Origin of the sequence: Pseudomonas sp. Z003-0.4C(8344-21), assembly GCF_900104975.1 — a bacterium.
In the GTDB taxonomy this organism is placed as follows: domain Bacteria; phylum Pseudomonadota; class Gammaproteobacteria; order Pseudomonadales; family Pseudomonadaceae; genus Aquipseudomonas; species Aquipseudomonas granadensis.
Window position 1 is genome coordinate 4,269,759 of record NZ_LT629756.1, and the last position, 22,655, is coordinate 4,292,413.

The 22,655-nt window shown below is 61.6% G+C and carries 13 protein-coding genes; 8 read left to right on the plus strand and 5 right to left on the minus strand.

Annotated elements, in window-relative coordinates; translation table 11 throughout:
- Positions 1-86: 86 nt before the first annotated feature.
- From mgtA to BLU24_RS19390, 3 genes are all read right to left on the minus strand, one after another.
- Complete coding sequence (mgtA, locus tag BLU24_RS19380; RefSeq protein ID WP_093102882.1) at positions 87-2,786, minus strand: magnesium-translocating P-type ATPase; 2,700 nt, start codon at positions 2,784-2,786, stop codon at positions 87-89.
- A gap of 510 nt (positions 2,787-3,296) precedes the next feature.
- Positions 3,297-4,631: a lysine N(6)-hydroxylase/L-ornithine N(5)-oxygenase family protein gene (locus BLU24_RS19385; RefSeq protein WP_093102885.1), complete on the minus strand. Its 1,335-nt coding sequence runs from the start codon at positions 4,629-4,631 to the stop codon at positions 3,297-3,299.
- 134 nt (positions 4,632-4,765) lie between these two features.
- Positions 4,766-5,248 (minus strand): sigma-70 family RNA polymerase sigma factor, encoded by a 483-nt coding sequence (locus tag BLU24_RS19390; protein WP_093102888.1) that lies wholly within the window; start codon positions 5,246-5,248, stop codon positions 4,766-4,768.
- Between the two features lie 323 nt (positions 5,249-5,571).
- Between BLU24_RS19390 and BLU24_RS19395 the strand changes: the two genes are divergently transcribed.
- From BLU24_RS19395 to BLU24_RS19405, 3 genes are read left to right on the plus strand one after another with little or no spacing between them, the layout of a single operon-like run.
- Positions 5,572-6,744, plus strand: a complete 1,173-nt coding sequence (locus tag BLU24_RS19395; protein WP_093102891.1) for an efflux RND transporter periplasmic adaptor subunit — start codon at positions 5,572-5,574, stop codon at positions 6,742-6,744.
- A complete protein-coding gene (locus BLU24_RS19400; protein ID WP_093102894.1) occupies positions 6,745-8,718 on the plus strand; it encodes a MacB family efflux pump subunit in 1,974 nt (657 codons plus the stop codon).
- A 7-nt stretch (positions 8,719-8,725) separates the two neighbouring features.
- A complete protein-coding gene (locus BLU24_RS19405) occupies positions 8,726-10,117 on the plus strand; it encodes an efflux transporter outer membrane subunit (protein ID WP_093102897.1) in 1,392 nt (463 codons plus the stop codon).
- A 631-nt stretch (positions 10,118-10,748) separates the two neighbouring features.
- Here BLU24_RS19405 and pvdP read toward each other — a convergent pair.
- On the minus strand, positions 10,749-12,368 hold the full coding sequence (gene pvdP / locus BLU24_RS19410; protein WP_093102900.1) for a pyoverdine maturation tyrosinase PvdP: 1,620 nt from the start codon (positions 12,366-12,368) through the stop codon (positions 10,749-10,751).
- A gap of 185 nt (positions 12,369-12,553) precedes the next feature.
- Here pvdP and pvdM point away from each other — a divergent pair, with 185 nt between their 5' ends.
- From pvdM to BLU24_RS19435, 5 genes are all read left to right on the plus strand, one after another.
- Positions 12,554-13,924 carry a pyoverdine-tailoring dipeptidase-like protein PvdM gene (pvdM, locus tag BLU24_RS19415; protein WP_093102903.1) on the plus strand — a complete coding sequence of 457 codons (1,371 nt, stop codon included), beginning with the start codon at positions 12,554-12,556 and terminating at the stop codon, positions 13,922-13,924.
- Positions 13,921-15,201 carry a pyoverdine-tailoring periplasmic protein PvdN gene (gene pvdN / locus BLU24_RS19420; RefSeq protein WP_093102906.1) on the plus strand — a complete coding sequence of 427 codons (1,281 nt, stop codon included), beginning with the start codon at positions 13,921-13,923 and terminating at the stop codon, positions 15,199-15,201. Before pvdM ends, pvdN begins: the two co-directional genes overlap by 4 nt.
- A gap of 29 nt (positions 15,202-15,230) precedes the next feature.
- Entirely contained in the window at positions 15,231-16,139 is a 909-nt protein-coding gene (gene pvdO / locus BLU24_RS19425; RefSeq protein ID WP_093102909.1) for a dihydropyoverdine dehydrogenase, read from the plus strand.
- Positions 16,140-16,287: 148 nt separating this feature from the next.
- On the plus strand, positions 16,288-17,937 hold the full coding sequence (locus tag BLU24_RS19430; RefSeq protein ID WP_093102912.1) for a cyclic peptide export ABC transporter: 1,650 nt from the start codon (positions 16,288-16,290) through the stop codon (positions 17,935-17,937).
- 117 nt (positions 17,938-18,054) lie between these two features.
- On the plus strand, positions 18,055-20,517 hold the full coding sequence (locus BLU24_RS19435; protein WP_093102915.1) for a TonB-dependent siderophore receptor: 2,463 nt from the start codon (positions 18,055-18,057) through the stop codon (positions 20,515-20,517).
- A gap of 1,126 nt (positions 20,518-21,643) precedes the next feature.
- On the opposite strand, the gene BLU24_RS19440 is transcribed toward BLU24_RS19435, so the two are convergent.
- The gene (locus tag BLU24_RS19440) at positions 21,644-22,603 is read right to left on the minus strand and encodes an alpha/beta hydrolase (RefSeq protein WP_093102918.1); all 960 of its coding nucleotides are present in this window, start codon (positions 22,601-22,603) and stop codon (positions 21,644-21,646) included.
- Between the last annotated feature and the right edge of the window lie 52 nt (positions 22,604-22,655).

The following is a 22,655-nucleotide window of genomic DNA, read 5'->3' on the forward strand; positions in this document are numbered from 1 at the left end:
AGGGACTCGCCGTAAGGGCGAAACCATAAGCAGCCGTTACCGCAGCAACGGATATGTACCCAAAAAACCAACACAGCACAGACCAATCATTGCCAGCCAAACCGCCGAACATAAAAGCCCTTCACCGCCTGAGTCAGCCCCATATACGCCAGCAGAATCACCGGCAAAAACACAAAATACAGCGACGGCAATGCCTGCAACTTGAAGTAATGCGCCAACGGCCCCATCGGCAGAAAAATCCCGACCGCCATGATAATCCCGGTCATTACCAACAGCGGCATCGCAGCACGGCTTTGCAGAAACGGAATCTTCGGCGTGCGAATCATGTGCACGATCAACGTCTGGGTCAGCAACCCGACCACAAACCAGCCAGACTGAAACAGGGTCTGGTGATCCGGCGTATTGGCATCGAACACGTACCACATCAAGGCAAACGTGGTGATATCGAAAATCGAACTGATCGGGCCAAAAAACAGCATGAAACGCCCAACGTCGCCCGGCTGCCAGCGCTGCGGTTGTTTCAGCATGTCCTCGTCGACGTTATCGAACGGAATGGCAATCTGCGAAATGTCGTAAAGCAGGTTCTGCACCAGCAAGTGCATCGGCAGCATCGGCAGAAACGGAATGAACGCACTGGCCACCAGCACCGAGAACACGTTGCCGAAATTGGAGCTGGCGGTCATCTTGATGTACTTGAGCATGTTGGCGAAGGTGCGCCGCCCTTCGAGCACGCCCTCCTCCAGCACCATCAGGCTTTTTTCCAGAAGAATGATGTCGGCTGCTTCCTTGGCGATGTCCACCGCGCTGTCGACGGAAATCCCGATATCGGCCGTGCGCAGCGCCGGCGCATCGTTGATGCCGTCGCCCATGAAGCCGACCACATGGCCGTTGCCTTTGAGGCTGCGCACGATGCGTTCCTTGTGCGACGGCGTCAGTCTGGCGAAGACGTTGGTCTGCTCCACCGCCACGGCCAGTTCGGCATCGCTCATGCGCTCGATAGCGTTGCCCATCAGCAAGCCTTGCTGAGCGAGGCCGACTTCACGGCAGATCTTCGCGGTCACCAGCTCGTTGTCGCCGGTCAGCACTTTCACCGCCACGCCATGTGCGGCCAGAGCCTTGAGCGCCGGCGCCGTGCTTTCCTTGGGCGGATCGAGGAAGGCCACGTAACCGATCAGCGTCAGGTCCTGTTCGTCGGCAAGGCTGTAGACGTCGCGGCCCTCTGGCATCGAGCGAGCCGCCACCGCTACCACGCGCAAGCCTTCAGCGTTGAACGCTGCGGTGACCTGGCGAATCCGGCTCAGCAGTTCATCGCTCAAGGCTTCATCGAATTCGCCATGACGCACCCGGCTGCACACCGCCAACACCTCTTCTACCGCACCTTTGCAGATCAATTGATGCGGCTGTCCACGGCCTTCGACCACCACCGACATGCGCCGGCGGTTGAAGTCGAACGGGATCTCATCGACCTTGCGAAACGCCGTGCCGACTTTCAGCTCACGATGGATTTCCACGTGTTCCAGCACCGCCACGTCGAGCAGGTTTTTCAGGCCGGTCTGGTAGTAGCTGTTGAGGTAGGCCATTTCCAGCACGTCATCGGAGTCTTCGCCCCAGACGTCGACATTGCGCGCAAGGAAGATCCTGTCCTGGGTCAGGGTGCCGGTCTTGTCCGTGCACAGCACGTCCATGGCGCCGAAGTTCTGGATCGCGTCGAGGCGCTTGACGATGACTTTCTTGCGCGACAGAAACACCGCACCTTTGGCCAGGGTCGAGGTGACGATCATCGGCAGCATTTCCGGGGTCAGGCCGACCGCAATCGACAGCGCGAACAGCAGCGCTTCGGTCCAGTCGCCCTTGGTGAAACCGTTGATGAAAAGCACCAGCGGCGCCATGACGAACATGAAACGGATCAACAGCCAGCTGACCTTGTTGACCCCTTGCTGGAACGAGGTCACCGCCCGATCAGTCGCCCCGACCCGCTGCGCCAGCGCGCCGAAACAGGTGTGATTGCCGGTGGTGAGGATCACCGCCACGGCAGTGCCGGACACGACGTTGGTGCCCATGAATAGAATGTTGTCCAGCTCCAGCGGATTGCGCGTATCGCGATCGGCCTGGCGCGGAAATTTCTCCACCGGCATCGATTCACCGGTCATCGCCGCCTGGCTGACGAAAAGATCCTTGGCGCTGAGCACCCGGCAATCGGCGGGAATCATGTCGCCAGCGGAGAGCACGATCAGATCGCCCGGCACCAGTTGCCTGATCGGCAATTCGCGGCGCGGCGCGTCACGGCGCAGCACCGTGGCGGTGTTGCTGACCATGGCTTTGAGTGCATCGGCGGCCTGGCTGGATTTGCTTTCCTGCCAGAAGCGCAGCAGCGTCGACAGCACCACCATGGAAAAAATCACCACAGCGGCCTTCAAGTCTTCGGTCAGCCAAGAGATCACCGCCAGCAAGGTCAGCAGCAGGTTGAACGGGTTTTTGTAGCAGTGCCACAAGTGCGTCCACCCTGGCAGCGGTTGCTCGTGCTCGACCTCGTTGAAGCCGTGCTGCGCGCGCAGTGCGTCGATGTCGATATCGCGCAGGCCTTCGCAATGGCTGCCGAGCGATGACAACAATTCGCTGCTGTCGCAATGCGCGGCAGCGACCAGCGTGTTAGCCAGGGTTAGCGGGACTTCGCGGCTGACCGTGCTGTCGTTGAGCGATTCCAGCAGCGCCAGACGACGGAAGTGCCGTGCGATGTGGCGGTTGCGCAGGAAGCCTGCGAAAAATTCCTTGAGCGTAAGTTTCATGGCTGTTGTCCCTGTGGTCAGCCGGGAAACCGTCAAGCAGGTCCGACCGCACCGCTGCCGCCGGAAAAAACCGGCACGGCAAGGCGTGGCGCGCCGATCAAAAAGACAGGCGTGTCGATAGGGCTGCGATCACGACTATGAAGTCGTAGTCACGCTCTGTTCAGCGTCGATGAGAAGGACGTCGAGGCATGCCCAGGACGGGCCATGCACGGGATGCCGCTGCTCGCTGTTACGGCGAGACAACGGCAGAGAAAAGGCTGCGCGTTATCTTGCCGAGCATCTGCCGGTTACCGAGACCGGCCGACAACTGTCACTCGAACAAGTACCCACTGTGGGTCTCCGCTATTGATGAAAACGCGTGGAGCTTACGCCCGCAGCAAAACGGCTGGAAGAGGTGTTACGGGGAATGTCGCGGGTGTTCAGGAAGGGTTCAGGAATCAGTTTTTCGCTGGACGCGATGGCCCCATCGCGGGCTTGCCCGCGATGGCGATGTGACAGGCGCAGCAGAACTCAGCTGGCCGTCGCCAGCAGCAGATCCGCCACCGACCGCTGCCCACGGTGCCTGCCATGCTCGTACAGCGAACCGGCGATTTCGTCCGCGCGGATCGGCAGCACCGACAGCAAGGTGTCGCTCAGGCCATGGCTGGCCTGGCAGAAGCCCTGCATGTAGATCCCGGCCTTGCAGCGCTCATCGGTGATCAGTTTGTAATGGCGGTCAACCTCGAACTCGCCCAGATACTCTTCCAGCGGCGCCAACAGTTTGCGATGCATCTGCCGCTCGTAACCGGTGGCCAGCACTACCGCATCGTAATGCCGCACGGTAACTTCGCCGGTGGCGTTGTTGCGCACCGCCAGTTCCACACCGCTGTCAGTCGCGGTGGCGCTCTCGACGGTGGTCAGGGTGCGGAAGGCATGCCGGGCGATCCCGGAAACCTTCTGGCGATAGAAGATGCCGTAGATGCGTTCGATCAGGTCGATGTCGACCACCGAATAATTGGTGTTGTGATACTCGTTGACCAGACGCTCGCGCTCGGCGCTGTTCTGCTGGAACACCAGGTCGGTGAATTCCGGCGAAAATACCTCGTTGACGAACGGGCTGTCGTCCGCCGGCTTCAACGCCGAACCGCGCAGGATCATGTCGACCTGCACCGACGGGAACGAATCGTTGAGATCGATGAACGCCTCCGCCGCGCTCTGCCCGCCCCCGATAATCGCGATGCTCATCGGCTGATTGTTCACGCACGGTTGTCTGGCCATCTGCGACAGGTACTGCGAGTGATGGAAGACCCGGCGATCACCCTTCAGCGCCTTGAACGCCTCGGGAATACGCGGCGTACCGCCAGCACTGACCACCACCGAACGCGTGGTGCGCACAAATTGCTGGCCGTCGCTGCCACGGGAAATCACCCGCAACGCCTCGACCTGCTGGTTGTGCAGGACCGGCTCGATGGTCAGCACTTCTTCACCGTAACGGCTCTGCGCGGTGAACTGCCCGGCCACCCAGCGCAGGTAGTCGTTGTACTCCATGCGGCACGGGTAAAAGGTGCCGAGGTTGATGAAGTCGACCAGACGACCGTGATATTTCAGGTAGTTGACGAACGAGTAGGGGCTGGTCGGATTGCGCAGGGTCACCAGGTCCTTGAGGAACGAAATCTGCAATTCGCTCTGGGTCGACAGGGTGTTGCCGTGCCAGCTGTAATCGGCCTGCTTGTCGAGGAACAGCACATCCAGCTCTCCGTGGCTCGGCCCGCGCTCTTGCAGAGCGATGGCCAGCGCCAGGTTCGAAGGGCCGAAACCGACGCCGATCAGGTCGTGAACGATGGGCGATGCAATTGCCTGAGTCATTTCCAGTGTCCTCTGGATGAACCCCTCAACAAGGGGCAAGGAGAGCCTAAGTGACCCGACTGGCCTTGAGCAGGTCAGCAGGTCGTCTGTTGAGTAGGAACGAGGACAGGGAAATAAAATTTAACGGCACCGGCTCAATGGGCATCCCATTGCTTGATCCGCTGGCGGCAATGTTTCATCGCGTTGACGATGTGTTTTTCCACCAACGCTTTGGAAATGCCCAATTGCTCGGCGATTTCCGGGTGCGACAGACCTTCGATCTTGCGCAGCAGAAAACTGTCGCGGCACAGCGGCGACAATTCGCCCAGGGCGCGTTGCAGCATGTCCAGGCGCTGACCGTGGTCGAGGGTGCTGTGCGGGGACGGAGTGAAGTAGCGCTCTTCGTTGTCGAGTACTTCCAATGATTCGACCTGGCGCAGGGCATTGCGCCGATGGTCGTCGATGACCAGGTTCAACGCAGTGCGGTAGAGAAATGCGCGGGGCTGTTCGATCGGGGTTTCGCTGGAGCGTTCAAGCACCCGCAGATAAGCGTCATGCACCACATCTTCGGCGACCTGACGGTTGCCGAGCTTGGCGTTCAGGAAACACACCAGCTCTCGATAGTAGTTTTCCAACATGACTCCCGCCCGCAAATCTGCGGTTTCTGTCCTTGAGCGCACTGATCGGCGACGCCGCAAACGGCAGTAGCAAGATAGTGGCAACTTGAAGGACGTAATTTATAGTAATTCTCATATAGATTTAAAGTAGTGTTTGGCCTTGACCGACAAATAGTCCGCTTCTATAGCTGTAACTTTGTGTGTCTCCGCTTAAATTCCCCTGCCCTTGCCACGTTTACAGGACAGCTTCCCGTGTCTGTCGCGCCCCGTGACAGCGTTCGCTGCGGCCCCAACCTGATTGTGCCAGCCGAACGACGGGCCGACTCCACTGGCCGGAACCCTGCATGAAACGTCCCCGCCCTGCCCGACGCGCCCTGCTCGTAGTCCTTTGTCTGATCCCGGTTGTCGGTTATGCCGCGTGGCAGATGCTGCCACCGGGTCGGGAAAAATTTGTCACCGTGCAAGTGTCGCGCGGCGATATAGAGAGCAGCGTCACCGCCCTCGGCACGCTGCAACCGCGCCGTTACGTAGACGTCGGCGCACAGGCGTCCGGGCAGATTCAGAAGATTCATGTCGAAGTGGGTGACGTGGTCAAGGAAGGCCAGTTGCTGGTGGAAATCGACCCGTCGACACAGAAAGCCAAACTCGACGCCGGACGTTTCTCCATTGAAAACCTCAAGGCGCAATGGCAGGAGCAGCGCGCCCAGCACGAACTGGCTCAGCAGAAATACCAGCGTCAGCAAAATCTCGCGGCTGGCGGCGCGACCCGTGAAGAAGACGTGCAGACTGCCCGCGCCGAACTGAAAGCCACGCAAGCACGCATCGACATGTTCCAGGCGCAGATACGCCAGGCCGAAGCCAGCCTGCGCAGCGATCAGGCCGAGCTCGGCTACACGCAGATCTATGCGCCAATGGCCGGCACCGTGGTGGCTCTCGATGCGCGCGAAGGCCAGACCCTCAATGCCCAGCAACAGACGCCGCTGATTTTGCGCATCGCCAGATTGTCGCCAATGACCGTGTGGGCCGAGGTCTCGGAAGCGGATATCGGCCACGTCAAACCAGGCATGAGCGCTTACTTCACCACGCTCAGCGGCGGCAACCGGCGCTGGAGCAGTAAGGTCCGACAAATTCTGCCAGTGCCACCCAAGCCACTGGACCAGACCAGCCAGGGCGGCGGCAGCCCGGCCAACAGCAGTAAAAGCGGCAGCGCCCGCGTGGTGCTTTACACCGTGCTGCTGGATGTCGATAACGCCGACAACGCCCTGATGGCGGAGATGACCACCCAAGTGTTCTTCGTCGCCGATCAGGCCAAAGACGTACTCACCGCGCCGGTGGCTGCCCTGCAAGGCAGCAGCAAGGCCGATCGGCAGACCGCGCAGGTGGTCGCCGCCAATGGCAAGATCGAGCCCCGTGAAGTGCGCACCGGCATCAGTGACAGGCTCAAAGTGCAGATTCTCGACGGCCTGAATGAAGGTGATCATCTGCTGATCGGCCCGGCCAGCGGCAGTGGGGGTTGAATGCAAACGCCCCTGATCGACCTGCAGGACATCCGCAAATCCTACGGCGGCGGCGACGCACCGCAAGTTCACGTCCTGCGCGGCATCGATCTGTCGATCCACGCCGGCGAATTCGTGGCGATCGTCGGCGCGTCCGGCTCCGGCAAGTCGACGCTGATGAACATCCTCGGCTGCCTCGACCGGCCGACTTGCGGCGAATACCGTTTCGCCGGGGAAAACGTCGCCGGCCTGGACAGCGATGAACTGGCCTGGCTACGCCGTGAAGCGTTCGGTTTCGTGTTTCAGGGCTACCACCTGATTCCGTCCGGCTCGGCTCAGGAGAACGTCGAGATGCCGGCGATCTATGCCGGCACCCCGGCCGCCGAACGCCATGCCCGCGCCGCCGCCCTGCTCGACCGGCTCGGTCTGGCCTCGCGCACCGGCAACCGTCCGCATCAGTTGTCCGGCGGCCAGCAACAACGGGTCTCGATCGCTCGCGCCTTGATGAACGGCGGCCACATCATTCTCGCCGACGAACCGACCGGCGCCCTCGACAGCCACAGCGGCAAAGAGGTCATGGCGCTGCTCGACGAACTGGCGAGTCAGGGCCATGTGGTGATTCTTATCACCCACGACCGCGAAGTGGCAGCGCGGGCCAAACGCATCATCGAAATCAGTGATGGCCTGATTATCAGTGACAGCGCAAAGGACAACTCCCAAGCCCAGACCAGCGCCAACCCCGGCGCCTTGCAAGCGGTCGACCTGCGCAAGCGCCTGAGCGAAGGCGCCGAAGCCACCGGCGCGTGGAAAGGCGAACTGGTCGACGCCTTGCAGGCTGCGTGGCGGGTGATGTGGATCAACCGTTTCCGCACCGCACTGACCCTGCTCGGGATCATCATTGGCGTGGCCTCGGTGGTGGTGATGCTCGCCGTCGGCGAAGGCAGCAAGCGTCAGGTCATGGCGCAGATGGGCGCGTTCGGCTCGAACATCATTTACCTCAGCGGCTCGGCGCCCAATCCGCGCACGCCGCCAGGTATCGTCACCCTCGATGACGTGCGGGCTCTGGCAAGCCTGCCGCAAGTGCAACGGATCATGCCGGTCAACGGCGCCGAGGCCGGCGTACGCTTCGGCAATGCCGACCATTTGAGCTACGTAGGCGGCAACGACACTAACTTCCCGGCGATTTTCAACTGGCCGGTGGTGCAAGGCAGCTACTTCACCGAGGCCGACGAAGCCAACGCAGCCGCCGTCGCGGTGATCGGCCACAAGGTACGAACCAAACTGCTCAAGGACATCGCCAACCCGATCGGCCAATACATCCTGATCGAGAACGTACCGTTTCAGGTCGTCGGCGTGCTCGCGGAAAAAGGCGCCAGTTCCGGCGACTCCGACAGCGACAACCGCATCGCCATCCCCTACTCCGCTGCGAGCGTTCGGCTGTTCGGCACGCGTGACCCGGAATACGTCGCCATTGCTGCTACCGACGCAGGCAAGGTCAAGGACGCCGAGCAGGCCATCGAGCAATTGATGCTGCAGCTGCACAACGGCAAGAAGGATTTCGAACTGACCAACAATGCCGCGATGATCCAGGCCGAGGCGCGCACACAGAACACCCTGTCGCTGATGCTCGGTTCGATTGCGGCGATTTCGCTGCTGGTCGGCGGCATCGGTGTAATGAACATCATGCTGATGACCGTGCGCGAACGCACCCGTGAGATCGGTATCCGCATGGCCACCGGTGCGCGCCAACGCGACATTCTGCGTCAGTTCCTCACCGAGGCGGTGATGCTTTCGGTGGTCGGCGGCATCGCCGGGATCGCCCTGGCATTGATGGTTGGCGGCGTGCTGATTCTCAGTGAAGTCGCCGTCGCCTTCTCGTTGCTGGCGGTGCTCGGCGCGTTTGCCTGCGCCCTGGTGACCGGTGTCGTCTTCGGCTTCATGCCGGCCCGCAAAGCTGCCCGACTTGACCCGGTCACGGCCCTTACCAGTGAATGATCGATCTATGAAACCGCGTCTCAGTGTGTTGACCGTGTGCCTGATGCTCAGCGCTTGCGGCAGTCCCGTTCAGCGCCCGGACAGCGGCGTGCAGGCACCCGCGGCCTGGCAAGCGCCGCACGCCGCCAGCGTCGCCCAGAGTGATCGGCAGTGGTGGACACAATTTGCCAGCGTGGAACTCGATCGCCTGATCGAACAGGCCCGCCTCGGCAGTTTCGACCTCGCCGCTGCGGTTGCGCGCGTGCGCCAGGCCCAGGCCGGCACGGTGATTGCCGGTGGCTCGCAGTTGCCGGAAATCAAGGCCGGTCTCAACGGCAATCGGCAAAAGCTGCTGCGCGGCAATGGCTACAGCCAGCTCGATGCTGACAGCAGCAACCAGGCCGTGGACTATTTCGATGCCAGCCTGAGCGCTACCTACGAAGTCGATTTCTGGGGCGGTAAACGTGCGTCCCGCGACAGTGCGCAATTCACCTTGCAGGCCAGTGAGTTCGACCGCGCGACGGTCGAACTGACCCTGCTCAGCAGCGTCGCCACTGCGTATGCGCAGACCCTGGCGCTACGCGAGCAAAGCCGCATCGCCGAACTGAATCTGGCCAACGCGCAACGGGTGTTGAAACTGGTGCAGACACGCTTCGATTCAGGCTCGGCGACGGCACTGGAACTGGCGCAACAGAAGAGTCTGGTCGCCGCCCGGCAGTGGCAATTACCGCGCGTGCAACAGGAGGCCCAGGCCGCGTTGATCAGCCTCGCGGCACTGCTCGGCCAACCGGTGCAACAACTGGCCCCAACCGGTTCTTTCGACGATCTGCAATGGCCCGAGATTGCGGCCGGCATCCCCAGCGAACTGCTCAGTCGGCGCCCGGACATCGCCCGCGTCGAAGCGCAACTGGCCGCCGCCGAGGCCGACGTCAAGGTCGCCCGTGCGGCGATGCTGCCGACGCTGACTTTGACGGCGCAACTGGGCTCCGGTGCCGATCAGTTCGATGATGTGTTGCGCAGCCCTTTTTACAATCTCACCGCCGGCCTGGTCGCGCCGATCTTCAACAACGGTCGCCTCGGCGCTGAACGTGACAAGGCCACGGCGCGTCAGCAGGAACTGCTGGAAACTTACCGAGGCGCGATCGTCAATGGTTTCGCCGATGTGGAAAAAGCCCTGAACAGCATTCGTGGTCTGGATGAGCAGCGGCAGTGGCAATCCGAGGAGTTGAGTCAGGCGCAGATCGCTTTCAACATTGCCCAGAGCCGTTACGAAGCGGGCGCTGAGGATCTGCTTACGGTGCTGGAGACTCAGCGCACGCTGTATGCCGCGCAGGATCAGCAGGTGCAGCTGCGGCTGGCGAGGGTGCAGGCGAGTATTGCGCTGTACAAGGCGTTGGGGGGTGGGTGGCGGGCGCTGTGATTGGGCGCCAGCTTTGGACCGGTGTACGCACTTTCCCTGTGGGAGCTTGCCTGCAAGCGATGGCTTTCTTTCAGGCGCTGTTTTTTTGGAGTACATATCCGTTGCTGCGGTAACGGCGGCTTAGGGTTTCGCCCTTACGGCGACTCACTTTTTTTCAAACGCCAAAAAAAGTAAGCAAAAAACGCTTGCTCCTACGTACGGCCCTCGCAGGCTCGGGTCCCTTCGCTCCGGGATCGATCCGGGCGCAGCGGCTACGGTTTGCTGCGCTGCACCTCCTTCCGCTGTGTCTGGCTGCGCCAGACGGTCGCTGCGCTCCCACGCCCGGATCAATCCCTCCACTCAGCCTTCCGATGTCGCCGGTTAGGCAAGATCAAGAGCACTCGAGCTGGCGCTCATAGTTGAGTGGTTAGAAGCGGGTGGTTGGCTTGGGATTTGTGGTGTGGCTGCCCCTCACCCCAGCCCTCTCCCCCTGGAGAGGGAGCTGATTTGTGGGCCGTTCAGAACCTGAGTACGACTCAGTATTTCGAGTCGGCGTAGCCCTCGCATCCGCCACGGTCAGTCCCCTTTCCCTCCGGGAGAGGGCTAGGCGGGCGGCGTTCCGATGAGGGGCTTTTGACGTTGCTTTTGGTCGTCAAGCCGGGCTGGCTTTAGCCTTCAGATTCCGTGCATACCATGGTCGTTGCGGCACGCGGCGGAACAGGCCGGCGAGTTTTTCTTCGTCGGTGAGGAAGGTGATGCGCAGTGCCAGTTTCATGGTTTCGGGGTCCATTTCTACCGTTTTGCCCATCTGCAGGCCGGGCGTGGGGCTGCAGCCGTGGGTGATCGGGCCCAACCACGGGTCGTCAATTTCGACCCAGCGCCCAGGGGCGAACCATGGCACGCCATTGACTTGCAAACGCTTGACTTCGCCCGGATGAAAACGTTCGTGGGCGCGAAACCAGTCTTCGATGCGGTCATCGATCCAGCCGTGGAAATACCAGAACGCCGGATTGACGTGCGAGGAAAACGGATCGCCGAGGAAGTCGTTTTCAGGGCGGTACCAGCGCGCGGCGAAGTCGGCCGGATCGCGTGCGAACGGCACCGGCTGGCCATTCGACGGATCGCGCGGCACCGAGGCCCAGCGCATGTGCAGCCAGTCGTGCAGGCCCAGCTCGACCTCGGAGCCGAACTGGCCCAGGGTCAGTCTGGCCAGGTACGCCGGGTCACGGTACTGCGACTCCCAGACCTGGAAGTTGCTCTCATAGGTTTCGGCGGTTTTGATGTCGCTGACCCACTGGCTGAATTCATCGTCGCCGGCGGCGGTCCAGGTCGGCGGTAACGCGGTGCCGTCGTGGTTATCGAAATAGCGGGCAAAACCGAGCCGGTCGCGGATCAGTTCCGGCTGCGGCAGCGGGAAATATTCCCACGACGGCAAATGCTGCATCGAGCGCGCAATACCCAGCATGTGCCGGTGCATGAAAAAGAAATCCACACCCGAGCCATTACGATCCTTGCGCGGGCCACGGGCATCGCGCTCGTGATCGCGAGGGCCGGGTTGCCAACCGATGCCGCGCAATGCCTCGCGCTTGTCCTCGGGGAGTTTGTGCCACTTGTCACGGGTCGCATGCCACAACTGGTGGAACAGGCGATGCTCGGGGGAAATCAGCCACGCCAGCAATGTTTCATTCAGCGGTGTGCGTTCGCGGGCTTCAGGGAACAATTGCTTGACCGCAACGAAACGGTTGTCCTGCACGGGCAAACTCAATGGCCGATCGAGACGCAGCGCCTTGCCGCTGAGGGTGCCGCTGCCAGCATTGCCGAAGTCGGCCCAGACTTCATCGAGGATCATTTCCAGCTCATAACCGATCTGGCCATCGGCGCCGATCAACCGCCAACCGAGTTTCGCGGCATCGGCCTTGGCCAGATCGCCGAGAATCCGGTAACGCGGTGTGTCACCAGAGCGCAAGCGCTGCGGCGTGTCGAGAAAACCACAGACGCCGCGGCCCTTCTGACCGATATCGAGGAACACTTGCAGACCGGTATTCGGCAAGCCTTCAAGGCCGGCATCGGCGCCTTCGAAACGGATATCCCAGACCCCGCGCAAGGCGTTCGCCAGGCGCTGACCGGCCACGTCCGCCACATCGAAAGAGGCTTCGCCCGGGGTGATCGTCGGGTCCGGTTTTGTCCATTCGCGATGCCCGAAATAAGCCGCTGGCACGGCCGCGCCGGTCAGCGCCAGACCGGCCATGAACCATCGTCGAGAAATCTTCATTGCCCTACCTGTGTCAGCCATGAAGCAGGCTTTATCCAAGCTAGAACGTTTGTTGCTCCGGCAAATTTAAGCGGCATGTTCGCCGGCACGCGGCCAGCCTAAATTTCCCCGCCGATCACTCGTTCTTCCCAGATAGCAAAGGCCGCCGCGCCTGCACCTCACTGGCGAACCCGACTGAGATGGCAATGACAAAACCACGTTCGAAAAAGGCTCTATTCATCGGCCTGCCGTTAGCCCTCGCGATCAGCGCCGGCGCCGGCTTTGCCGTGTGGCACCACTGGTTCAAGGACGATCTCGGCTACCCGGTCAAAGTGATGCAACAGGCAGATGAACTGCACGAACGCATGCTGTCCTTCGACAGCCACGTCAGCCTGACGCAGAACTTCGGCACTGACGGCCATGAAGCCGACAAGGACGGCGACGGTCAGTTCGACCTGGCCAAGGCCAATCGCGGGCGACTGTCCGGTGCGGCGCTGACCATCTTCGGCTGGCCGGAAATGTGGAACGGCCCGAACGCCCCGCACAAACCGACGCCCGGCTTCGTCGACGAGGCGCGCAACCAGCAGGAAATTCGCTTCAAGATCATCAGCGGCATGGTTCGCGACTATCCCAATCAAGTCGCCATCGCCTACACGCCGGACGATTTCCGTCGCCTGCACGGCGAGGGTAAATTCGCGATTTTCATCAGCATGCTCAACGCCTACCCGCTGGGCCACGACCTGAACCTGCTGGATCTGTGGACGGCGCGTGGCATGCGCATGTTTGGTTTCAGCTACATCGGCAACAACGACTGGGCCGACTCGTCGCGGCCGCTGCCGTTTCTCAACGACTCACCGGACGCCCTCGATGGCCTCTCGGATCTGGGCAAGCAAGCGGTCAAGCGCCTCAATGATCTGGGGGTGATCATCGATGTGTCGCAAATGTCGAGCAAAGCCCTCGAGCAGGTCGCGCAACTCAGCCGTACCCCGCTGATCGCCTCGCATTCGGCGCCGCGGGCGATGGTCGATATTCCGCGCAACCTCAGCGACAAGGAAATGCAGCTGATCAAGAACAGCGGCGGCGTGGTGCAGATCGTCGCATTTTCCCAGTACTTGCGCCCGCTGACCCAGGCCACGCAGGACAAGCTCAACGAGATGCGCAAGGACTTCGACCTGCCACCGCTGCCGAACCTGGCCATGGCCTTGATGCCCGGCGACCCGATCATCGCGGCATGGTCCGAGCAGAAATTCGGCCAGTACGCCAGCCGCCTCTACGGCATCCTCGAGGAGGAGCCGAAAGCCAGTCTCAAGGACTTGGGCAACGCCATCGATTACGCCGTCCGCAAAATCGGCATCGATCATGTCGGCATCAGTTCCGACTTCAACGAGGGCGGCGGCATCAAAGGTTTCGAAAATGTGGGCGAGATTCGCAACGTCACTGCCGAGCTGATCTCGCGCGGCTACTCCGAAGCGGACATTGCCAAGCTGTGGGGCGGCAACTTCCTGCGCGTCTGGGATCAGGTCGAGAAAGCCGCGAAACCGGCACTGGCCACCGCGCCGGGAACCGCCACGCCATGAGCAATCGTCGTGACTTTCTCAAGCAGGCCGGGATTCTAGCCGCCGCGCTGCCGCTGGGGGCGAGCCTGCCGAATGTCGCCCGTGCGGCAAGCAACGCACCGCTGCCGCGCAACCAGTGGGCGCAATTGCAGCAACTGTTCGAGCAGGATCCGGACTATCTGCACTTCTCCAACTTCCTCATCACCTCGCACCCCAAACCGGTTCGCGAGGCGATTGCCCGGCATCGCGCCGCCCTCGATAAAAATCCCGGCCTGGCCATGGATTGGGATCTGGGGGTGATCGAACAGCGTGAAGAAAACGTGCGGGTCTGGGCCGGCCGTTACCTCGAGGCCAGCCCGAAACAGATCGCGCTGACCGGCAGCACCACCGAAGGCCTGGCGACGATTTACGGTGGCGTGCACGTACGCGCCGATCAGGAAATCCTCACCACCGTCCATGAACATTACGCCACCCACACCACCCTTGCGCTGCGCAGCGAACGCGACGGCACACGGGTGCGCAAGATCCCGCTGTTCAAGGACGTGTTCAGCGCCAGCCAAGCCGAAATTCTGGCCAACATCGACAATGCGATCCGCCCGGAAACCCGCGTGCTGGGCATGTGCTGGGTGCACTCCGGCAGCGGTCTGAAACTGCCGATTGGCGCGATCGGTGCGATCGTCGACAAGCACAATCGCGGCCGCAGCGATGCCGACCGCATTGTCTACGTGGTCGATGGCGTTCACGGCTTCGGCGTCGACAACCTGAATTTCGCGCAGATGAATTGCGACTTCTTTATCGCCGGCACGCACAAATGGATGTTCGGCCCACGGGGCACCGGGATCATTTGCAGCCGCTTCGAAGAGGTGAAATACGTCACCCCGGTGATTCCGACCTTCTCCGAGGCCACCGCGTTCTCCACCACGATGACGCCCGGCGGTTATCACGCCTTCGAGCACCGCTGGGCGCTGGACGAAGCCTTCAAGTTGCATCTGCAACTGGGCAAGGCTGAGGTCGAAGCGCGCATTCATGCGCTCAACAGTTACCTCAAGCGACGCCTGCAACAACGTCCGCAGATCGAGATGGTGACGCCGCTGAGCCCGCAATTGTCGGCCGGTTTCACCTTCTTCCGGGTCAAGGGCAAGGACAGTGACAAGGTCGCTGCGCACCTGATGGCCAACCGCGTGATTGCCGATGCCGTGCACCGCGACGTCGGCCCGGTGATCCGCACCGCCCCCGGCCTGCTCAACGACGAAGCGCAGATCGACCGCCTGCTGGCCGTGCTCGACCAGGCCCTGTGAGCCCCCTTCTTCTTTTAGTGAGAGCCGCCATGAAATCCGTACCACGTCGTTTTCTTCTGCAGCCTTTGCCGGCGCTGATGCTCGGCACCCTCGCCGTCCTGTTGTCGCCGGCTACCGCCCAGGCCAGCACCCCGCTGGCACCCGGCAAGGTATTCAAGGACTGCAAGGACTGCCCCGAAATGGTCGTGCTGCCGACCGGCACGTTCACCATGGGCACCCCGGAGGACGAAGTCGGGCGCGAGCCAGACGAAGGTCCGATGCATCCGGTGACGTTCGCCAAGCCGCTGGCGATCAGCCGTTTCCAGATTCTCAAAGGTCAGTGGGACGCCTACCTCAAGGACACCGGCTATCAAATGCCCGATGGCGACACGCGCCCCGGCCGGGCGTGCAAGGCCGGGGTTCCCGACTATCAAGGCAGCGACCCGCGCAAGCAGTACACCGACAAGCATCCGGCGGTGTGCATGGACTTTGCGGAAATCGAGGCCTACGTGGCGTGGCTGTCGAAAAAGACCGGCAAGGCTTATCGACTGGTCAGCGAATCCCTGCGCGAATACGCCGCCCGTGGCGGCAGCAGCGGCCCGTTCCCCTTCCCCTTCGATGAAGGCAAGGAATACAGCATCGCCCGACACGCCAACACCTATGGCGCCGCCGATGGCTACAACTTCACCGCGCCGGCCGGCAGTTTTCCGGCCAACGCCTTCGGCGTCTACGACATGCACGGAAACCTCTATGAATGGACTGCCGATTGCTACAACGAGAACTACGTCGGCGCGCCGAGCGATGGCAGCGCCTGGCTGAGCGGCAAGTGCGAAGTGCGGCGCATCCGGGGCAACGACTGGGGTGAAGCGCCGGTATTTTCCCGCTCGGGCAATCGCAACGCCACCTACACCGACACCCGCGGCGACTGGATCGGCTTTCGGGTCGCCCGCGATCTGTAACGCCTGCGCCCGGCTAAATTCGCCGTCCTGCCAGCCGTTTTACAGGTGAGCGCGAACCGCCACGGCGCGCCACCGCCCTCTACGTCATCCAGGCGAACCCCGCGCTCCGGCATGCGTGCTTCGCCGCTCTTTCAAGCAGGGAACCTCCATGAGCAAACCAACACGCGGGGTGATCAACGAATTGTTCGCCCTGCTCAAACCCTTTCGGCTGATCGTCATCGTCTCGACCCTGCTCGGCATGCTCGGCGGGCTGAGCGTCACCGCATTGCTGGCGACCATCAACAGCGTGCTGCACAGCGAAGGCGCCGTCAGCAACAGCATGGTCGCGGTGTTCGCCGGGTTGTGCCTGCTGGCCCTGACCAGTTCGATTTGCTCCGACATCGGCACCAACCATGTCGGCCAGCACATCATCGCCAGATTGCGCAAAGAGCTGGGTGAGAAAGTCCTGTCGGCGCCCATCGAGCAGATCGAGCGCTACCGCAGCCATCGGCTGATCCCGGTGTTGACCCACGACGTCGACACCATCAGCGACTTCGCGTTTGCCTTCGCCCCGCTGGCGATTTCCATGACCGTCACGCTCGGCTGCATGGGCTATCTGGCCCTGTTGTCGTGGCCGATGTTCCTGATGGTGGTGGTGGCGATTGCGCTGAGCACGGTCATCCAGTACATCGCCCGCGGCCGCGGCATGCAGGGCTTCATGAAGGCCCGCGACTACGAAGACGAGCTGCAGAAGAACTACCACGCCGTGGCTGAAGGCGCGAAAGAGCTGCGCATCCACCGCCCGCGCCGCCATCGCATGTTCGTCTCGGGCATCGAAGGCACGGCGAACAAGATCTGCGACACCCAGGTGCGCTCGGTGAACATTTTCGTCATCGCCAAGACGCTCGGCTCGATGCTGTTTTTCGTGGTGATTGGCCTGGCGCTGGTCCTGCAATCGTTCTGGCCGAGCGCAGACAAAGCAGTGATCAGCGGCTTCGTGCTGGTATTGCTGTACATGAAAGGCCCGCTGGAGCACCTGATCAGTACGCTGCCGATTGTCAGCCGCGCACAGATCGCCTTCCGCCGCATCGCCGATCTGTCGGAACAATTTTCCTCGCCCGAACCGCACCTGCTGCTCAGCGAGCAGGCGCCGAAAAACAACACGGTACACAGCCTCGAACTGAGCGATGTCACTTACAGTTTCCCGACCGTTGAAGGCGCTGCGCCCTTCCGTCTCGGGCCGGTGAACCTGAAGATCGAACAGGGCGACATCGTTTTCATCGTCGGCGAAAACGGCTGCGGCAAGACCACCCTCATCAAACTGCTGCTGGGCCTTTACGCGCCGCAGCAGGGTGAGATCCGCCTCAACGAGCAGTTGATCGACGCGGCGAACCGCGATGATTACCGCCAGTTGTTCACGACAATCTTTGCCGACTACTACCTGTTCGACGACGTGGTCCAGGGCGATACGCAGATCCCCGAGGACGCCAACAAATACCTGCAACGGCTGGAGATTGCGCACAAGGTCAGCGTGCGTGACGGCGCCTTCACCACCACCGACCTGTCGACCGGGCAGCGCAAGCGCCTGGCACTGGTCAATGCGTGGCTGGAAGAACGTCCGGTGCTGGTGTTTGACGAATGGGCCGCCGATCAGGACCCGACGTTCCGGCGTATTTTCTACACCGAGCTGCTGCCCGATCTCAAACGCCTGGGCAAAACCATCATCGTCATTTCCCATGACGATCGTTACTTCGACGTGGCCGACCAACTGGTGCGGATGAACGCCGGCAAAGTGCTGACCGAGCTGCAACCGGCCTGATTGTGAAAAATGTGTAAAAAAACTGTGTCGAGCCTTTCCGGTTTTCGGAGGGCTCAACGTCTTATCTACAGTTAATAGAAATAGTTCTCAGTCAACACTTTGAAGAGTAGAAGAATAATGCCCGCACCGCACGGACTCCACCCGCTCGCCAAGGCTCTGCTGATCCGCCGCTCCTTGCGTTCCACTTTGCCGGCGCTGTGCGCCATGGCCCTCACGCTGCCGATCGTCGGTCAGGCACAGGCTGCAGCCGTGGCGATCAATATTCCTGCACAGTCGCTGGGGAGCGCTTTGCAGGAATTCGGTCGCCAGACCAACCTGCAAGTGCTGTACAGCCCGGATGAAGTCAGTGGTCTGCGCAGCAGCGCCGTCAGCGGCACCCTCGAACCGACGGCCGCGATCGCGCAGTTGCTCAAAGGTACCGACATTGCCTACAGCGTCGACGGCAACAACGTCGCCCTGCGCTCGCGCAGCAACAGCGGCACCAGCCTCGACCTCGCACCGACGAACATTTCCGCCACTGCCGAATCGGCCTGGGGCCCGGTCGACGGCATCGTCGCCAAACGCAGCGCCACCGGCTCCAAGACTGATACCGCGATCAAAGTCATCCCGCAGACCATCAACGTCGTCACCCAGGACGAGATCAAGATGCGCGGCTCACAATCGGTCACCGAAGCCCTGCGCTACACCCCGGGCATGACCGGCGGCGGCTTCGCTGACCGGGTGAAGATTTTCGACGAACCGACCTCGCGCGGCTTCTCGCCCACCCCGCTGTACCTCGACGGCCTGCACATGCCCTATGGCGGCGGCAGCACCGGCGGTTCGCTGCAGATCGACCCGTACACCCTGGAGCGCATCGAAGTACTCAAGGGCCCGGCCTCGGTGCTGTACGGCCAGAACCAGCCCGGCGGTATCGTCAACATGGTCAGCAAGCGCCCGACCGCCACCCCGCTGCACGAAGTGAAAATCGGCGGTGGCAGCTATGACCGTAAATACGGCGCCTTCGACCTCGGCGGCCCGATCGACGATCAGGGCGAATTCCTTTATCGCCTGACCGGTGTGGTCAACGACAGTGGCTCGGCGATCGATTACGCCAGCCAGAACCGCATGCTGCTCGCGCCGAGCCTGACCTGGCTGCCGAACGACCGCACCACCATCACCGTATTCGGCCAGTACCAGAAAGACCACGACGTACCGGAAGCCCAGGGCCTGCCGGCATTCGGCACGGTCAAGAGCACGTCCAACGGGCGCATCGGCCGCAGCCTGTTCATCGGCGAGCCGGACGTGAACAAATACCACCGCGAGCAATTCGTGGTCGGTTACGAGGTCGCGCACGAACTCAACGACATCTGGACCTTCAAGCAGAACGCGCGCTACGCCGACGTCAACGACCAATATGTCGCGCCGCTGCACGGTTATTCATTCCCGACCAACCCGGTGACCGGCCTCGACGACAACAGCTTCCAGAGCCGCTACGCGGTGGACTGGTCGCAGCACAACAAGGTCTACGGCATCGATAACATCGCCCAGGCCAAGTTCAACACCGGCGAACTCGAGCACACCGTGCTGCTCGGCGTGGACTACTACCATTTCAACTCGAAGTTCCTCGGCCTGTACGACCGCACCGCGCCGGGCATCGATCTGTACAACCCGGTATATGGCAGCGCGATCAACTTCCGCCAGCCCTACAAGTGGGACAACACCATCACTCAGACCGGCCTGTACGCCCAGGACCAACTGCGCTGGAATCAGTGGTTCCTGACGCTCGGCGGTCGTTATGACTTTGCCGAAACCGATAACAAGCAACCCCTGAGCGGTGGCCACAGCAACCAGAAGGACGAGAAGTTCACCGGCCGCGCGGGCCTGGGCTATGAATTCGCGAACGGCATCACGCCATACGTCAGCTACGCCGAATCGTTCCTGCCGCAAACCGGTACCGACCTGAGCGGCAGCGCCTTCGAGCCGACCACCGGCAAGCAGTACGAAGTCGGTATCAAGTACGAACCGACCTTCGTCGACGGTTTTATTCAACTGTCGGCTTACCAGATCGACCAGGACAACATGCTGACCACCGACCTCGACAACCCGGGGTTCAGCGTGCAGAGCGGTACCGTTCGTTCGCGTGGCGTGGAACTGGAAGGCAAGGTCAACGTCACCCAGAACCTGCGCGTACTCGCCGCCGTGTCGCGTAACCAGACCAAATGGCACAGCGCCAACGATGGCCGCGAAGGTCGCACCGTGGCCATGTCTCCGCCGCTGACCGCGTCGGCATGGGTCAACTACGACTTCGATATTTCCACGGCGCTGGCCGGTTTCGGCATGGGTCTGGGTGCGCGCTATGTGCAGCAGAGTTACGGTTCGGACTACGAGTCGGATTCTTTCCAGGTGCCGTCTTACACCGTGTATGACGCGATGGTTTCCTACGATCTGGAAAAATCGCCACTGCATGTCAAGGGTGTGAAGTTGCAGGCCAACCTGCAGAACCTGACCAACGAGAAGTATGTGGCTGCGTGTAATAGCACGCTTGACTGCTACTACGGTGAGAGCCGGACGATGACGGCTGATGTGACTTACAACTGGTAAGGTTTTCAGCGCTTTGAGTTTGAGAAAGAACGCCGGCGATTGCTGGCGTTTTTTTTTGCGCTTGGCGGCCTTTGGGCCGGCCATGCTCTTGGGTTTTGGGTTTTGAGTTTTGAGTTTTGGGTGAATATCCGTTTTTTTGGGTGCTGCGGCTGGCGGTTTCGCCCTTACGGCGAGGCACTTTTTCCAAACGCCGAAAAAGTACCCAAAAAGGCTTGGCCCCGGCGTACGGCCCTCGCAGGCTCGGGTTCCTTCGCTCCGGGACCGATCCGGGCGCAGCGGCTACGGTTTGCTGCGCTGCACCTACTTCCGCTGTGTCTGGCTGCGCCAGACGGTCGCTACGCTCCCACCCCCGGATCGATCCCTCCACTCAGCCTGCCGAAGGGGCCGGCACGGCAGGATCAAGAGCACTCGAGCTGGCGCTCATTGTAATGAGTGGTGGGAGCGGGGGTCTGGGTTGGGGGTTGGGGGTTGGTTTGGTGTGGAAGATTTATGGTTATGAATGCGGATTACCGATTCGTGCGTGCAGACCCTGCAGATCAAAAGCCCCTCATCGGAACGCCGCCCGCCTAGCCCTCTCCCCGAGGGAGAGGGAACTGACCGTGGTGGATGCGAGAGTTACGCCGAGGTGAAATACCGAGTCGTACGTAAACTTTGAACAGCCCACAAATCGGCTCCCTCTCCCTCCGGGAGAGGGCTGGGGTGAGGGGCAAATCCACCGAAGATCTCAAGCCTTGCGGCGCTTCTAACCACTCAACAATGAGCGTTAGCTCGCGTGCTCTTGATCTTGATCTTGCGTCACCGGCGACATCGGAAGGCTGAGCGCAGGGATTGATCCGGGCGTGGGAGCGCAGCGACCGTCTGGCGCAGCCAGACACAGCGGAAGGAGGTGCAGCGCAGCAAACCGTAGCCGCTGCGCCCGGATCGGTCCCGGAGCGAAGGGACCCGAGCCTGCGAGGGCCGTACGTAGGAGCAAGCGTTTTGGGTTACCTTTTTGGCGTTTGAAAAAGGTGACCCGCCGTAAGGGCGGAACCGCCAGCCGCCACACCCAAAAAAACGGATATTCACACCACCAAACCACAGCCTGGTCGGCCCAAAGGCCGCCAAGGCCGCCAAGGCCAAAACAAAATCACCCCCGAGCAAACGCCTGAGCCAAACGCCCGGCAATAAACAACTGCGCCTCCTCAGCCTCATCGACAATCGCGCCCATGCGCATGAAGTCGTGCGTCATCCCCGCATACACCTTGAGCTCGACAGCCACCCCCGCCGCCTGCAAATGACACGCATATGCCACCCCCTCATCATGCAGCGGATCACACTCGGCCAACACCAGCAGCACCGGCGCAACATCAGCCGAGACTTCCCCGAGCAACGGCGAAAACCGCGGATCAAGACGATCACCCGGCTCACGCTGATAGTGGCTGTAAAACCATTCCAGCGACGCCTTCTCCAACAGATGACCTTCAGCAAACCGCTCGATCGAAGGCGTGCCGCGACTGGCATCGGTCACCGGATAGATCAGCACCTGCAAACGCGGCCGAACCACGGCACCGGCCAGTTGCGCCGCCAACACCGTGGCCAGGCTGCCGCCCACGCTGTCACCGGCAACCGCCAGACGCGAGGCATCCACGCCGAGATCCGCAGCACTGGCCACCAACCAGTCCCAGGCATCACGAGCATCATCCGCCGCAGTGGGAAAGCGAAACTCCGGTGCCAGCCGATACGCCACCGACAGCACCACGCAGTCAGCCATCGCGGCCAGCGCCCGGCACAGCGAATCATGGGAATCGAGGCTACCAACCACATATCCACCGCCATGGAAATACAACAGCGCCGGTCGGCCAGCACCCGCGCTCAAAGGCTGGTTACTGTAGATCCGTGCATTGAGCAGCGCGCCATCGCGCACCGGCAATTGCAGCTCATCCACCCCGTGCAGTTCTTCACCGCCAGCGTCCATCAACATTGAAGATTGATCGAACTGCTCACGCGCCTCGGCCGGACTCAGTTGGTGCATGCCCACGCGTTTGCCACTCGCCCGGCCGTTGCCGACCAGTTGCAAAAACGCGGCGATATCAGGGTTCAACGACATTCAATAATCTCCAGCGCGGTCGAGCGCCACAGGCGCCCCACCGCTGTTCAGT